Consider the following 15,197-nt stretch of genomic DNA (forward strand, 5'->3'; position numbering starts at 1 on the left):
GTCAGTCACCCCCCTCCTCGGCGAGGTCGCCGTCGACGGGGGCCCCCGCCCCGACGGCTTCCCGCCGCCGTTCGAGCGCGTAGTACGCCACCACCCCGAGGACGATCCAGCCGGCGCTCAGCGCCAGCGCCAGCCGGTCAGTCCGGAAGAGGTACTCGACGAGGACGCCGGTGAGCAGGAGGTTCAGCACGATCCCCAGCACCGGCGGCACCGGGTAGTAGGGAACCTCGTACGGACGGTTCATGTCGGGGCGCTCCCGGCGCAGTTTCATCAAAGCACCGTTGACCACGACGAACGACAGCAGGAAGAACAGGCTGGACATGTTGCCCGCGCTCTTCGTGGGGAGGACGACCGAGCCGAGCATCACGATGGCGCTGCCGAGGATGGCGAGGAACGGCGTCCCGAAGCGGTGGTGGATGGTCCCGAAGCGGGGGAGCAGCTGTCCCTCCCGGCCCATCGAGAACGCCACCCGCGAGGACGCGATGACGACGGCGTTCAGCGCCGTGACCGTCGAGAACACCGCGCCGAAGACGATGACGGCGCCCCCGTTCTGGATGACCGGCAGCCCCGTCGGCATGAACGAGGTGGCCGCCGCCGCGATGCCGGCCTCGCCCGCCGCCGCGAGCCCCGGTGCGCCGAGGGTGCCGATGGCGACGGTCACCACGAGCAGGTAGACCACGACCGTCGCGCCGAGGCTCACGAAGATGGCCTTCGGGATGTTCTCGCGCGGGTTCTTCACCTCCTCCGTGACCGTGGTGATGAGGTCGTACCCCTCGAAGGCGATGAAGGTCAGGCCCATCGCCGGGAGGATGCTGAGTGCGCCCCCCTCGCCCGTGAACAGCGGGTCGAAGTTCTGGAACGTGAAGCTCGTCTCCCCGCCGCCGCCCGCCGACAGGAAGCCGAAGGCGACGAAGACGAGCAGGATGGTGACCTTGACCGCCGTGAATATCGTCTCGACGCTCCCGCTCGCGGCCGTCGAGACGGCGTTCACGGCCACCAGCCCGAGCACCGCGACGAACGCCAGCGCCACCTCGGCGGGGACCGCCGGGAGCACCGGCAGCGCGACGGCGCCGACCTCCCCCGGCGGCGGGACGTAGCCGTAGACGTGCAGCAGTTCGAGGAAGTTCGGCGCGAACCCCAGCGCGTACAGCCCGCCGGCGATCATGTAGGCGAACCAGAGCATCCACCCCATGACGAACGAGGCGAGGTCGTCGAAGATCTCCCGGACGAAGGCGTAGCCCCCCCCGCTCTTCGGGATGGCCGAGGCCAGCTCCGCGTACGAGAGCCCCGTGAACGCCGTGACGGCGCCGTTGAGCGCGAACACGAGGATGGCGGCCGGGCCGGAGAGCTCGGCCGCCAGCCCCGTCAGCACGAAGATGCCGGCGCCGATCATCGCCCCCATCCCGATCATGGTCGCGTCGAGGAGCCCGAGTTCCGCCGCGGGCTCGCGTTCGCCGTGGGACATCTACAGGTCGTCCCGATGCCCGACCCCCTGGTAGTTAACGGTACGGTCAGTCGGGCGCCCGACCGACGGATAGCCGGCCGGACTCAGCCCCGGGTCAGTTCGGCCGCGATGCCGTGTTCGTCCACGAGGTTCTCCCGAACCTCGGCGAGGAGTTCCGCCCAGGAGAGCTCCCCCATCAGCCAGAGTTTGGCTGGCCGGTCACTCGGGACGGCGGCACGCATGTCCTTGTAGGTGAGACCACACTCCTCGCCGAGGCGGTGCTTCCAGCCGGTGTCCTCGTACCCGTCGACGGTCACTTCGGCGTCGTAGTCCTCCCACTCGTGGCCGCTCCAGAGGTACGCCGCGAGGCCATGGGTACGGATCCAGTGCTTGAGCTCGCCGCCCTCCTTCTCGACGCTGACCGCCGTCCCGTCGAGTTCCGGGAGCTTCGGGAGTTCGATGGGCACGTCGCCGAACCCGCGCCGGATCTCGTGGGCGTACCACTCGGGGTAGGCGAAGGCGCGGCGGTAGTCGCTCCAGACGTCGATTATCGTGTCGAGCCACCCGTCCTCCGCGGCTTCCTCGAGGTCGGTGTAGAGCCGGAGGTCGGTGAGTGGGACGTCGTCGAGCGCGTAGCTGAGGAACTGCACCGTGTAGGGGTCCTCGAACGAGGGGAAGCCGCCGTCGTCGCCCGACCGCCGGAAGGTGTACTGCCCGGCACCGAGCCCGGTCGGTCCCGGGAGCGAGGTGTTCTCGTCGCTGTGGAGCATCCAGACCGCCCGGAGTCCGCTGGTTCGATTCCCGAACCCACCAACGACCTCGTCGTCCCACGACAGCACGGCGGCGTCCCAGGCGTGACTCCCGCGGATTCGGTCGTCCAGTCGGTCACCCAGGTCGCCTGCGAGGTAGCCTTGCTCGTGGAAGGCGCTGAGTGAGGTGAGCTCCTCCTCGAGTGTCTCGCGGTCGAGGTCCTCGCGGAGTTTCCGCTCGTCGAGCGCGAGCCGGCCGATGCGCCCGCCGTACTCGGCGTCGGTGAGCTCGTCCAGCTTGTCCTCCCGGTCCGCGAGCAGCTCGTCGAGGTCGTCCTCCTTCTGCTCGATGCGCTCCCGCAGCTCCTCGGTCCGTTCATCGAGCCGGTCCAGCTCCGGTTCGACCCGCGTCTCGAGCAGCTCCTCCTCGCGGGCGCGGACCGCACGCCACGTCTCCGACACCGCCTCGTGTGCCGCCCGTCGCTCCTCGAGTTCGTCCAGGCGCCGCCGGCACTCGTTCAGTTGCTGTTCGTGGTCGGGACCGAGGATACCGAGGTCCGGAAGGAACCAGCGCCCGCCCTCCTCGATGGTCCGCTCCAGACGTTCGATCTCCTCCCGGAGGTACGTCCCGAGCGCGTCGGCCCGCTCGGGCACCGTGCTGGCGCCGGAATCGATTCGCTCCGTCCCGTCGGCCCGCTGCCACTCGTCGTCGACCAGCTCCCGGAGCGCCGCCTGGCGCCGCTGTTCCGCCGCCGTGAGGCGCTCGTCGGCGCGCTCCAGGGCCAGCAGGAGGGTCGGCTCGTCGTGCTCCCCGTCGAGGGTGTCGACGAACTGGTCGACCTCGTCGGGGGTCGCCTCGGCGAGCGCCTCCCCGGAGCCGATGGTGCGGTCCAGGGCCGCTTCGACCTCCTCGGCGACCGAATCCGGTTCCCCGCACTCCCGGAGTGCCACGGTCGGATCGTCGACGGCTCGCTCCAGAACCGCCCGCTCTCGCTGTGCGTCGCGGAGCCGCCCCACGAGCACTCCCTCCCCGTCGCCGCGCCCGACCTGCTCCCGGAGCTCCGCGATCCGCTCGTTCAGGTCGCAGTACGTCCGCACGCCCTCGATGGGGACCGAGAGCTGGGTCTGGTCGAACGAGCCGACCCGGTGCCTCGGTGTCATCATCTTGGCTCTCATCCGACCCCTGCTGTAGAGCCGCATGGAGCCCCATTCGGCTGCGATGCCGTAGATCGCCGCCGTGATCCTGTTTCTGACCGTGTCCAGGTACGGTTCCGGACCACGGTCGTCGCCGGCCATCCGGGCCTCGTCGACGCCGACGAGGAAGTACTCCCAGTACGGCGGTCCGGTCAGTTCCCGCCGTGCCTCGATCTCGTCGGTGTCGGGCATCGTTCCGTCGTCAGCGTCATCGATTCCCGCGTACCGGTAGATCGGCAACGGGTCGTCCGTCCCGGCGTCGATGAGCTTCTGCAGATCCCCGAGCGCGGCGTAGGTGTTGGCGTAGTACCGGTCGTCGCCCGGTGGCCTGAGCGTCCCCGTGTCCTCCGGGAGCTCCGGAAGGATTCCGATTCCGGTGGCGTACACGCCGATACCGCGCTCGCCGTGCAGGTCCGTCGAGAGCTCCCTGATGATGCTCGCGACGAGCGGGACGGTTCCGCTCCCGGTCCCGCCACCCAGCGAGTGGACGTGGACGACGTTGAGCTCCGGGGGGAGGTCGGACGAGGCCTCGATCGCGTCCGCCTGCTCCTCGAGCGCCTCGCTGATGGCCTCGACCGTCGCGTCGTACGAGCCGCCGCTGTCCAGCTTGTACCGCCCGACCGGTCGCTGGCGCTCGGCCCCCTTCGCGCCGATCCGCATGTCCTCAGTGAGATACGGGTAGGCCCGCTTGTCCGCCGCGATGTTCTTCGCCGGTGCCCGAAGGGGGACCTGCGTGGCCGCATCCGGGGCGTCCCTCAGCGCGTCCTCGTCCGAGTCGACCGCCACGTACTCGAAGCGTTCGTCGTACTGGTCTCCCCACCCGAGCCCGTCGCTGTCGTGGAGCCGGTCGATGACGCTGCATCCCGCCCCCCCGACCCCCACGACAACCGTCGGCGTCATCGGCATACCCGTCGGCTGGACTCGTCGGGCCTTCATCCTTTGCCAGCCCTGCCCCCGGAGAGTGTTCCGGAGTCCGATAGCGCCGGGTCACCCCCTCGTTACGTGGACTCGCCGTCGATGAACGCCACGCTGAGCCCCTCGCGCTCGGCGAGTCGGTCCGTCACCTGCGACAGCAGGTCCCTCCACGACCGGTCACCGGCGACCCACCGCGCCACCGGCTCCCCGTTCGGGACGAGCGCGCGCATGTCCTGATAGCTCAGCCCGTGGTCGGCGAGCCCCGCCCGCCAGCCCACCGGGTCGGTCCCGTGGGTGGTGATGTACCCCTCGTACCGGTCCCACTCGTCCCCCAGCCACAGGTACGACGCGAGGCCGTGGCTGCTCACCCAGGTCGCGAGGTCCGCGCCCGTGCGCTCCGTCCGGACGGCATCGAGGTCGAGCTCCGGCGGTCGCGGGAGGTCGACGCGGGTGCGGATGCCGAAGTACCGCCGGAGGTCGCGGTCGTACCACTCCGGGTACGCGAACGCCTGCCGGTGGTCGTCCCACGTCTCGAGGAGTTCGTCGAGCCGGCCGCTCGCCGCCGCGCCGTCGAGTTCGGCGTACACCCGGAGGTCCGACAGCGGCGCCTCGACACAGTAGGTCAGGAACTGGACCGTGTACGGGTCCGCGAACGGCGGGAAGGGGGCGTTCTCGCCCGACCGGCGGAACGTGTGCTGCCCGGCCTCGGTGCGGTCGGCCGACGGGAGGTCGGTGTTCTCCTCGCTGTGGAGCATCCAGACCTCCCGGCGACCACCGTAGTGGCCGCCGACCGTCCCCCCCGCGCTCCCCTCGCTCCAGGTCAGGAGCCGGGACTGCCACGCGCAGGCCAGCGGGAGGCGGCTCTCCAGCACCGTCTGCAGGTCACGGACCAGGTATCCCGCCTCGTCGAACGCGCGCAGCGAGGTGAGCTCCGTCCGGAGGGTCTCGCGGTCGAGGTGCCGGCGGACCATCCGCTCGTCGAGCGCGAGCCGCCCCCGACGGGGCCCGTACCGCGGGGTGGTGAGCCGCTCGACCACTGCCTCACGTTCGGCCCGTGCCGCCGCCAGCTCGGCCTCGATATCGTCGGGTGCCTCTCCCGACCGCTCCCCGCCCGCCGCACTCTCGGCCCCGCCGAGACGCCCCTCGAGTTCGGCGACCCGTTCGTCCAGGCGGCAGTACGCCCGGACGTCCTCGATGGGGACCGACAGCTCCGACTGCCCGAACGACCCGAAGTGGGCCGTCCCCGATGGCGGCGTGAGCCAGGTGTGGACTCCGGGGCCGAGTGCCGCGAGACCGTGGATCGCCCCGACCACCGCCTCGACGCGCTGGGCGTACGCCGGCCCCGGGCCGGCGGCGTCGGCCGTCCGGTGTCCGCCGTCGCCGACGAGGAAGTGATGACGGTACGGCGATCCGTCGATGTAGCCCTGGGGCTCGTCGGCACCGAGGACGAACCTGGCCTCCGCGGCACCGTCCCGCTCGGCGTGGAGGTGGACCGGCAGCGGGTCGTCGGCGGTCGACAGGGTGAGCGTCTCGAGGTCCCTGAGCGCGGCGTAGGTGTTCGCGTATCGCCACCGCTCGCCCGGGGGGACGATGGACTCGAACCCGCTCCCGACCCCGTGTGATAGCTCCGGGATGATGCCGATACCCGCGACGTAGGTCGACACCCCGTGTCGCTCGCGGCGCTCGTCCGTGGCCGCGTCGAGGACGTGTGCGACGAGCGGGAAGCTCCCACTCCCGAGCCCGTCGTCCAGGGCGTGGACGTGGACGACGTTGCAGGACCGCACCCGTTCGTCGTCGATGCCCCCGGGGTCGCTGTCGGTCCCCGCGAGGAGCGAATCGAACGCGCCGTCGACGGCGTCGCGGAGGGCGCTCCGTGCGTCCCCGCCCCGGCTGTCGAGCGCGTACCGCCCGACGGGTCGCTGGCGGCCCTGGCCGTCGGCCCCGACGCCGTCCGGGCGGAGGTACGGGTGGGTCGCCCGGGCGTCGGCCACGTCGTCGGGGTCGACCGCGAGCCGTACCTCTGTGGCACCCTCCGGCGCTCGCCCGAGCGCCGCCGGGTCCGCAGCGACGGCGACGTACTCGAACCGGTCGTCGTGCGTCGTACCCCACCCGGCACCGTCGCTGCCGGCCAGCGCCGCGAGGACATCGATACCGGCTCCCCCGGCGCCGACGACGACCGTCCGGCTACGCCCGCTCGACATACTCCCCCGGATGGTGGTCGCGGTGTTAACTGTGGAGGGAACCGTGTCGGACCTGCTCCCGACGACGCCCGGTGGTGACGGGCCGACCCGGTGTGTCGGCTCCCGGTCCCCGACCCCGTACGGACCCTCGCCATCCCGTGATAGCGACTTGATTGCGGCGGTCCGCTGCGTAAGCTTTTATAACCTCTCACGGAGTGGTGGGGACTGTCAGATGAACCGACGGAAGCGAGAGGCGGCGCTGCGGACGGCTTCGGCACTGTGTGTGGGGCTTCTGCTCGTGGGGCTGGGTGGCGGCCCGGTCGCCGCGCAGGCGATAACCGTCGAGGGGGACTTCGCCGGGACGCTCGGCGGCTACGACGACGGCGGGACCGACCGGCCCCACGTCGTGACCGTGGAGGGTGAGTTCACCGTCACCGGTGAGAACGCACAGAACGTCGAGGTCGAGGTGGCGCCCGGCAACCGGATGGTCCTCGACCAGCGCACCGTCGAGGCGTTCGTCGAGGGCGACCGCGAGGTCTCCTTCGACCAGACCAACCGGGGGAACCGGGTCATCCTCCGGACGGACGAGATCCCCTCCGGCACCACCATCCAGGTCAACTTCGAGACGGTGTACGTCGGCGGCACCACCACGAACGAACTCAACGCCGGGTCGGTCACCGTCAGCTACGAGACCGCCGGCGGCACCGAGGGTGAGGAGTCGTTCGACGCCCCGACCGACATGAGTGCGAGCGCCGACAACCGCATCGGCTCGCTCCAGGCCGAGATCAACGGGACGCAGAACTGGCGGTTGATCGGCATCGCCGGGGCCGCGTTCGGCGTCATCGGCATCGTCGGGATGGTCGTCCTGTTCCTGCGGGGGCGCGACGACGGCGGGCCGCCGGGCCCGAGCGGTCCCGAGCTGTAGCGGAGTCGCGAGAATCGCGGTCCTCGCGGCGTCGGCGGTTCAGCCGCGGGTCAGCTTGACCTCGACGCCGTGTTTCTCGATGAGGTTCTCCTGGACCTCCGTGAGGAGTTCCTCCCAGGTGATCTCGCCGGCGTGCCAGAGTTCGGCGGTCCGGCCGCTGGGGACGACATCACGCATGTCGTTGTAGGTGAGGCCGTACTCCTCGCTGAGGTAGTGCTTCCAGCCGGCGTACTCGTGGCCATCGACGGTGATGTAGCCGTTGAAGTCGTCCCACTCGTCGCCGTTCCAGAGGTAGGAGGCGAGGCCGTGGCTGCTGATCCAGGCCTTGAGCTCTCCGCTCTCCTTCTGGACGGTGATCTTCGTCTCGTCGAGTTCGGGGAGCTCCGGGAGCTCGGTGGAGGTCTCGATGGCGAACACCTTCTGGATCTCGCGGCCGTACCACTCGGGGTAGGCGAACGCGAGGCGGTAATCGTCCCAGACATCGATGATGGCGTCGAGCCAGCCCTCCTCGGCGGCCCGGTCGAGTTCCGTGTACACCTGCAGGCTGGTGAGCGGCGAGTCGAGCGTGTAGCTGAGGAACTGCACGGTGTAGGGGTCCTCGAAGGAGGGGAAGACGCCCTCCTCGTCCGAGCGGCGGAACTCGTGGCGGCCGGCGCCGGTGATGTCGAACTCGGGCAGGTCCGTGTTCTCGTCGCTGTGGAGCATCCAGATGTCGCGGATGGCGGTGGCCCGGTTACCGATGCCGTCCTCCGCCTCGTCGTCCCATGACATCAGGGTGGAGTCCCAGGCGTAGCTCTGGCCGATGCGCCCCTCGATCTGCTCGCCCAGGTCGCGTGCGAGGTAGCCTTGCTCGTGGAAGGCGCTGAGTGAGGTGAGCTCCTCCTCGAGTGTCTCGCGGTCGAGGTCCTCGCGGAGCTTCCGCTCGTCGAGGGCGAGCCGGCCGATCCGGCCGCCGTACTCGGCGTCGGTGAGCTCGTCCAGCTTGTCCTCGCGGTCCTCGATGAGCTCGCCCAGGTCGTCCTCCTTCTGCTCGATGCGCTCCCGCAGCTCCTCGATCTCGTCGTTCAGGCGGTCGACCCGCGGCCTGATGGTGTCCTGGAGCACGTCCGCGCGGCGGCTCCGGACCTCCTGCTTCAGCGCCCGGAGCTGGTCGCGGTTCCGCTGGTAGCCGTTGAGGTCCTCCTTGTGGGCCCGGTACGCCTCGAGCCACTCCTGGTAGTCGGGGCCGCCACTGCCGAGGAAGTCCGAGACGCCGGACAGCAGCCCGCCGTCATCCTCGGCCTCGTCCTCGACGGCCTGCTCCAGCTCCTCGATCTTGTCGTCGAGGAACCGCTGGAGCTCGCCCACCTTCTCGCTCGTGGTGGCGACGTTGTGCCCGTAGCCGTCCTCGCTCGCGACCTCCAGGTCCTTGTACTTCGAGTTGACGACCTCCCGCCAGGACTCGCGGATCCCCGCGCCCTCCTCCTCGATCCGCTTCTCGGCCCGTTCCATCGCGTAGGCGACGATCCGGTCGCCGTAGGACTCGCGGAGGTTGTCGACGATGGCGTCGATCTCCTCGGTCGTCGTCTCGATGACGTTGTTCCCGGAGTTGATGCGGCGCTCGACCTGCTCGGCGACGTCACCCCTGATCGCCTCGCTGTCCTCGTACTCCTTGAGTATCTCCGTCGGGTCCTCGAGGATGGCCTCCAGGGTCTCGCGCTCGGAGATCTTCTCCTTGCGCTGCTCGACGAGGTCCCCGTCGCGCTCCTCCTCGTCGGGCTCGACCTCGGCCCGGAGCTCCTCGATCCGCTCGTTCAGGCTGCAGTAGGCCCTGACGTCCTCGATTGGGACCGTCAGCTGGGTCTGACCGAACGAGCCGAACTGGAAGTTCCCCTCCGCCGTCTCGAACCAGTTCTCGATCTCGTTCCCGTACATCGAGAGCCCGTAGATGGCCGACATCATGGTGTTGTTGACCATCGAGCGGTAGGTCTCGGGCCCCCCCTGCTTGTTGTCGCCGTCGATCTGGTCCTCGTCGACGCCGATGAGGAAGTAGTGGCGGTACGGCGAACTGGTGATCTGCTCCTGCGGGTCGAGCCGGTCGATGTTGAACGTCGTCAGCCCCTCGTTGAGGTTCGCGATCTTCGAGTAGAGGTAGACCGGGAGCGGGTCGTGCTTGTCCGCGTCGATGAGCTTCTCGAGATCCTTGAGCGCGGCGTAGGCGTTGGCGTAGTACCGGTTGTCGCCCGGGGGGCTGAACGTGTCCAGGTTGTGCATGATCTCCGGCACGACCCCGACCCCCGCGGTGTAGATGTTCATCCCGCCGGCCGAGCCGCTGAGGTTGCCGGTGATCTCGTTCAGCATGTGGGCGATGAGCGGGAAGGTCCCGCTGCCGGTTCCGCCGCCCAGCGAGTGGACGTGGATGACGTTGACCTGCTTGGCGTTGATGTCCGGGTCCTGCCGGCACGTCCGCATGTGGCCCTCGATGGCGTTGCTGATCTTCTCGTAGTGGGCGTCCCAGGACGGCATGTCCGTGTTGTCCAGCTTGTACCGGCCGACCGGCCGCTGGCGCTGGGCGCCCTTCTCGCCGACCTGGAGGCTCTCCGTCAGATACGGGTAGGCCCGCTGATCGGTCTTGATGTTCCGCCGGGGTGACCGCAGGTCGACCTGCGTCGCCTTGTCCGGGGAGTTCCGCACCTCGTTCGAACTGGAGTCGATCGCGATGTAGTCGAAGTATTTGTCGTACTCATCCCCCCAACCGAGCCCGTCGCTCTCGTGGATCCGGTTGATGACGTTGATACCAGCCTGGCCAACGCCAACCACGATCGTCGGAGCGGGTTCTACCGACATGTGCCGACACGTGCGATACTCTAGCAAATAGCTTTTCGGGTGACAGTGAGCGGGTCGAGCGGCCGCTCCCCCGCGACTCCACTCGCGGGCAGTGACCCGGCGCCGACACTCGCCACCACACGAACACTTAATCCACGCAGTTGCCTATCCGCGGTCGCGTGTCCGACATCCGCTGCACGGTGGCGCTGGAACTCGTCACCGACGACCCGGGGACGATCAACATCACGTACGACTTCGAGTTCCCCGACCACCTCAACTGGTTCGCCTTCACCATCATCGACGGGTGGGACGGCATCCGGACACAGGGGTTCGATGTCGACGGGCGGACCTGCAAGTGGACCCGGGGTGGTGGGTCCCGCGGGTCGATACGGATCGACTTTGGTGTCGGCGATGGCGCCGGCACGCCGGGCTACGTCGACACCGGGGAGTGGGCGGTCACGCGGCTCCCGAACCTCAGCTGGCAGTGGAGCTACCGCTCGACCGGCCCGGCGCCCGAACTCGTCGAACGGTACCGCGTCCCCGGCGAGGGGGCGATCAGCACCGACGGGGCGGTCGCGTACCTCGGTCCACACGAGCAGTACGTCGAGACCGCGCCCGGGACCGGCGAGGAGTTCCGGCTCGTCGTCCCGCACGATGCGACGCTCCGGGACGACCCGGACAGCATCCTGTCGGCGCTCACCCGGGCCTCCGAGTCGCTGGGCATCGGCGCCCTGAACGACTCCGTCCTGGCCATCGCGGCCCCGACCGGCGGGTACAGGTGGGGCTCGAAGGGCCGCCAGCGCGGCGACAACGGCTTCTGGGTCCGCGACGACGCGGTCACCGACGAGACGAACGAGACGTGGGTCCACGAGTACGTCCACACCCGCCAGCTGTTCCGGAAGACCGACGCGACCTACTGGTTCAAGGAGGGAACGGCGGACTACTTCGCGTCGCTCGCCGCCCTCGACCGGGGGGATGTCGACTTCGTCAACTTCCACGGGTTCCTGAGCCGGCGCGCCGACTCCGGAGCCGTGCTGGCCGACCCCGGAACCTGGTCGTCGAGCTCCACCGCGTACAGACAGGGCCGGCGGACGTGTGCCGCCCTCGACTGCGAGATCAGGGAGGTGACCGGTGGCGAAGCCACCCTGCTGGATGTCGTCGCACGGCTCAACGCCGACGGCGACCCGGACGACCCGCCGGACGTGTCAAATCGGGCGATACGCGAGGCCGCCGAGGCCGTCACCGGGACGGACATGCACGACTGGTTCGACCGGTACGTCCGTGCCGCCCGGGCACCGTCCGTGCCGGAGGACCGGGATGCGTTCGCAATCGAGACCGGGCATCCGGCGCCGGAGCCGGAGCCCGAACCTGAACCCGAGCCGGAGCCGGAGCCCGAACCTGAACCCGAGCCGGAGCCGGAGCCGGAGCCAGAGCCTGAACCCGAGCCGGAGCCGGAGCCGGAGCCAGAGCCTGAACCCGAGCCGGAGCCGGAGCCAGAGCCTGAACCCGAGCCGGAGCCGGAGCCAGAGCCTGAACCCGAGCCGGAGCCGGAGCCAGAGCCTGAACCCGAGCCGGAGCCGGAGCCAGAGCCTGAACCCGAGCCGGAGCCGGAGCCAGAGCCTGAACCCGAGCCGGAGCCGGAGCCCGAACCCGTTCGCCACTGTCCGGTCTGTGACACGGAGACGACGGACCAGTTCTGTCCCACGTGTGGGCACGAGTTCGAGGGTGAGCCCACGAGTGAACCGCCGGCACCGGGGACGGAACGGACGTGCCCGGTCTGCGACACGGAGACGACGGATCAGTTCTGCCCCACGTGTGGACACGAACTCGGGCCAGCGCCCACCGACGGTGAGCCCACGAGCGAGCCGCCGACCGCCGGCAGCGAAACCTGTCCGATCTGTCGGACGGTGACGGACGCGGACCTGTGTCCGAACTGTGGACACGACATGGCGCCACGCTGTCCGGTGTGCGATTCTGTCGGCGACCCGGAGGACGAGTACTGCGACACCTGCGGTCGGGATCTCCGTGGCTGAACGCACCCGCCGGCCCGACGGGCCCCGCCGCGGGTGGGGCGCCCCCGGCGTCCCCGTCTGGCCGCCCCGCTACGCTGGCGCGACCCCGACGGTCAGGAGCGTGCCGAACTCGCGGTAGCGCTCGACCATCGCCGCTCGCGTCTCCCAGTCCTCCGTCGGGAACTCGCTCGCGGGGGGGATGTCGGTCTCCCGGTCCGGGATGTTGTCCTGCGTGGCGACGTGGAACCCGGCGTCGCGGAACGCCTCGCGGTACCGGTCCCGGGACCAGCGGGTCATGTCGATGGATATCCCGTCCTGCCAGTGGTGCGTGTGCTCGCTCTCCTCGTAGTAGTTCACCGCACAGTGGAAGGTCCCGCCGGGACGGAGGACGCGCCGGAGTTCCCGGAGTGCCGCGTGGGGGTCGCGGGCGTAGTAGAACGCCTCCATGGAGAAGCAGTGGTCGAGCGTGTCGTCCTCGAAGGGCAGGTGCTCGAAGTCCCCGCGGACGAACGCGACACGGTCGCGGAGCGAGGCGTCGGTGTACGACCGGGCGTTGCGGACCATCTCCGGGGCGCCGTCGAGGCCGTACGCGCGGCCGGCGTCCCGGGTCTCGACGAGCGCGCGGGCGGCGTAGCCGGAGCCACAGCCGAGGTCGAGGACGGCGTCGCCCGGTTCGACCGGCATCCGCGCGAGGACGTGCTTCGCGGTGTGCCAGTGGCGCTCCTCCATGCCGCGGTCGCGTCCATCGGCCGCCCAGGCGTCGAACTCCTCGCGAACGCTCATACCGGCTCCGGGCGTCGCGGGGTGAAAACGGGCGTGGTCCGTCGGCGCGCGTCGCGTGGTGCTCCTCCGTCCGGGAGCGTTTTATCGCCCGGCGTTCAGCACCGTGGCATGGTCGGCCCCTCGCGACGGTTCAAGACCGCGGACATCGCCCAGCAGCTGGTCGGTGGATTCCTGCTCGCGGGTCCGTTCGTCGTCACCGCGGAGGTGTGGGAGCTGGCCGCCAGCATGAGCATCTTCCAGGCGCTCGTGACCGTCGGCATCGTCTTCGCCATCGGGTACGGCGCCCTCTACAAGGCCGAGGACCGCGACCCCGACCGCGAGCGGGAGGTCGGTGGCGTTCCGTTGCGCTTCGTCTCGCTGATGGCCATCTCCTTCGGCTCCGTGCTGGTCCTGGCGCTGGCGTTCGGCGCCCCCGAGACGTTCCTCACAGGACTGGGGGTCCCGACCAGCGAGTGGCCGCAGGTCACCGCCTACGCCGTCAGCATCGGCGCCATCTTCAGCGTGGTCGGGGCGGCGACAGCCGACTCCGTCTTCTAACGCACCTTTTTCGCCTCGGGTTCCGCGCCGGAGGCGCGGAACCGCTCGGCCAAAAAATCTGCACCAAAAAACCGACACTCGGGCGCTTCGCGCCCTCGTGTCGGTGGAAACGGCCTCTCTACGCTCGGCCGTATGCAGGTGACTGTTGCCGTTCCCATGGCACGCCGTTCCCGACTGTCTCGCCTGCGATGTCTGACACTCGTCCCGTCAGACGCGCTTCCCTCGTGCGGTTTTCACTTTCACTGCGGCAGGCGGGCGTTTATGCACCGTCGCGGCATCCCTCCGAGTGCACACACGCTCCCTTGCTCCCGGGGTGGTCGGGGCGGTCCCCGCTCCGCTTCCCCGAGGCACTCACCGCTCGCCAGCGACGGCGCTGCGGCGTCGGGCGAAGCTACAACATCCGCGACCCGGTAGCGCCGCGTATGCTCGACATCGAGGACGTGCGAGCGGCCCGTGACCGCATCGAGGACGTGGTCCGGCGGACGCCGCTCGACCACTCGCACACCTTCTCCCAGCGGACCGGCGCAGAGGTCCATCTCAAACTGGAGAACTTCCAGCGGACGGGTGCGTTCAAGATACGAGGTGCGCTCAACAAGATCCGGTTGCTCTCCGAGGCCGACCGCGAGGCCGGCGTCGTGACCGCGAGCGCCGGGAACCACGCACAGGGGGTGGCGCTCGCCGCGACGACCGAGGGCGTCGACGCGAAGGTGGTGATGCCCGAGCAGGCGCCTATCTCGAAGATCAAGGCGACCCGCTCGTACGGCGCGGAGGTGGTGCTGGCGGGGGCCGACTACGACGCGGCCGCCGAGCGCGCCCACGAACTCGAGGAAGCCGAGGGTCGCACCTACATCCACGCCTTCGACGACTACGACGTGATGGCCGGGCAGGGGACCATCGGACTGGAGATCGCCGAGGCGCTGCCCGATGTCGATACCGTCGTCGTCCCCATCGGCGGCGGCGGGCTCATCAGCGGTATCGCGACGGTGCTGAAGGCCGAGACGGACGCCCGCGTCGTCGGCGTGCAGGCCGAGGGCGCCTCGGCGGTGGCGGAGTCGCTCCGGAAGGGCGCGCCGGTCGAGCGCGAGCGCGTCGACACCATCTCGGACGGCATCGCGGTCCGGAAGACCGGGGAGAAGACCCTGCCGATCATCCGCCAGCGCGTCGACGAGGTCGTGACCGTCTCGGACGCCGAGACCGCGAACGCGCTGGTGGCGCTGCTCGAACGGTCGAAGACGCTCGTCGAGGGCGCCGGTGCGGTCCCACTGGCAGCGCTGGTCGAGCGGGCGTTCGACTACGACGAGGGCGAGACGGTCGTCACCGCGCTCTGCGGCGGGAACATCGACCTGAACGTGCTCACGACGGTCATCATGCGGGGCCTCGTCGAATCGGGCCGGTACCTCCGCATCCGGACCGTGCTGAAGGACCGCCCCGGTGCACTGGAGCAGCTCATCGAGGTCATCGCGGACGCCCGCGCGAACATCTACGCCATCCAGCACGACCGCACCTCGCGGGACATCGAGATGAACGCCGCCGACGTGAAACTGGACCTCGAGACCCGCGGCCACGAGCACGTCGTGGAACTCGTCGACGCGCTGGAGGCACACGGCTACGAGGTGGATATCCTGGTCTAGTGGTGGATTGATGAATTAGTGG

The 15,197-nt window shown here is 69.7% G+C and carries 9 protein-coding genes; 4 read left to right on the forward strand and 5 right to left on the reverse strand.

The window, feature by feature from the left end; all coding sequences use genetic code 11:
- Position 1: 1 nt before the first annotated feature.
- The 3 genes from P2T62_RS00400 to P2T62_RS00410 all read right to left on the reverse strand — a co-directional run bounded on the left by P2T62_RS00400 (position 2) and on the right by P2T62_RS00410 (position 6,503).
- Entirely contained in the window at positions 2–1,465 is a 1,464-nt protein-coding gene (locus P2T62_RS00400; RefSeq protein WP_276259508.1) for an APC family permease, read from the reverse strand.
- An 83-nt stretch (positions 1,466–1,548) separates the two neighbouring features.
- Positions 1,549–4,293: a tubulin-like doman-containing protein gene (locus P2T62_RS00405; protein ID WP_276259509.1), complete on the reverse strand. Its 2,745-nt coding sequence runs from the start codon at positions 4,291–4,293 to the stop codon at positions 1,549–1,551.
- 92 nt (positions 4,294–4,385) lie between these two features.
- Complete coding sequence (locus P2T62_RS00410; RefSeq protein ID WP_276259510.1) at positions 4,386–6,503, reverse strand: tubulin-like doman-containing protein; 2,118 nt, start codon at positions 6,501–6,503, stop codon at positions 4,386–4,388.
- A 211-nt stretch (positions 6,504–6,714) separates the two neighbouring features.
- Here P2T62_RS00410 and P2T62_RS00415 point away from each other — a divergent pair, with 211 nt between their 5' ends.
- The gene (locus P2T62_RS00415; protein ID WP_276259511.1) at positions 6,715–7,407 is read left to right on the forward strand and encodes a hypothetical protein; all 693 of its coding nucleotides are present in this window, start codon (positions 6,715–6,717) and stop codon (positions 7,405–7,407) included.
- A 39-nt stretch (positions 7,408–7,446) separates the two neighbouring features.
- On the opposite strand, the gene P2T62_RS00420 is transcribed toward P2T62_RS00415, so the two are convergent.
- Positions 7,447–10,233, reverse strand: a complete 2,787-nt coding sequence (locus P2T62_RS00420) for a tubulin-like doman-containing protein (protein ID WP_276259512.1) — start codon at positions 10,231–10,233, stop codon at positions 7,447–7,449.
- A 158-nt stretch (positions 10,234–10,391) separates the two neighbouring features.
- Between P2T62_RS00420 and P2T62_RS00425 the strand changes: the two genes are divergently transcribed.
- The gene (locus tag P2T62_RS00425; protein WP_276259513.1) at positions 10,392–12,245 is read left to right on the forward strand and encodes a M61 metallopeptidase family protein; all 1,854 of its coding nucleotides are present in this window, start codon (positions 10,392–10,394) and stop codon (positions 12,243–12,245) included.
- Between the two features lie 69 nt (positions 12,246–12,314).
- On the opposite strand, the gene P2T62_RS00430 is transcribed toward P2T62_RS00425, so the two are convergent.
- Entirely contained in the window at positions 12,315–13,007 is a 693-nt protein-coding gene (locus tag P2T62_RS00430; protein WP_276259514.1) for a class I SAM-dependent methyltransferase, read from the reverse strand.
- 108 nt (positions 13,008–13,115) lie between these two features.
- Between P2T62_RS00430 and P2T62_RS00435 the strand changes: the two genes are divergently transcribed.
- Positions 13,116–13,544: a DUF2391 family protein gene (locus P2T62_RS00435; protein WP_276259515.1), complete on the forward strand. Its 429-nt coding sequence runs from the start codon at positions 13,116–13,118 to the stop codon at positions 13,542–13,544.
- A 422-nt stretch (positions 13,545–13,966) separates the two neighbouring features.
- A complete protein-coding gene (gene ilvA / locus P2T62_RS00440; RefSeq protein WP_276259516.1) occupies positions 13,967–15,175 on the forward strand; it encodes a threonine ammonia-lyase in 1,209 nt (402 codons plus the stop codon).
- The last annotated feature ends 22 nt before the right edge of the window (positions 15,176–15,197 follow it).

This window comes from Haloglomus litoreum, assembly GCF_029338515.1.
Lineage (GTDB): Archaea > Halobacteriota > Halobacteria > Halobacteriales > Haloarculaceae > Haloglomus > Haloglomus litoreum.

What these genes read in the sequence shown, in the direction of transcription:
- P2T62_RS00410 (WP_276259510.1), bottom strand. Translation starts at nt 6,503, where the DNA reads ATGTCGAGCGGGCGTAGCCGGACGGTCGTCGTCGGCGCCGGGGGAGCC.
- P2T62_RS00415 (WP_276259511.1), top strand. Translation starts at nt 6,715, where the DNA reads ATGAACCGACGGAAGCGAGAGGCGGCGCTGCGGACGGCTTCGGCACTG.
- ilvA (WP_276259516.1), top strand. Translation starts at nt 13,967, where the DNA reads ATGCTCGACATCGAGGACGTGCGAGCGGCCCGTGACCGCATCGAGGAC.
- P2T62_RS00420 (WP_276259512.1), bottom strand. Translation starts at nt 10,233, where the DNA reads ATGTCGGTAGAACCCGCTCCGACGATCGTGGTTGGCGTTGGCCAGGCT.
- P2T62_RS00405 (WP_276259509.1), bottom strand. Translation starts at nt 4,293, where the DNA reads ATGCCGATGACGCCGACGGTTGTCGTGGGGGTCGGGGGGGCGGGATGC.
- P2T62_RS00400 (WP_276259508.1), bottom strand. Translation starts at nt 1,465, where the DNA reads ATGTCCCACGGCGAACGCGAGCCCGCGGCGGAACTCGGGCTCCTCGAC.
- P2T62_RS00435 (WP_276259515.1), top strand. Translation starts at nt 13,116, where the DNA reads ATGGTCGGCCCCTCGCGACGGTTCAAGACCGCGGACATCGCCCAGCAG.
- P2T62_RS00430 (WP_276259514.1), bottom strand. Translation starts at nt 13,007, where the DNA reads ATGAGCGTTCGCGAGGAGTTCGACGCCTGGGCGGCCGATGGACGCGAC.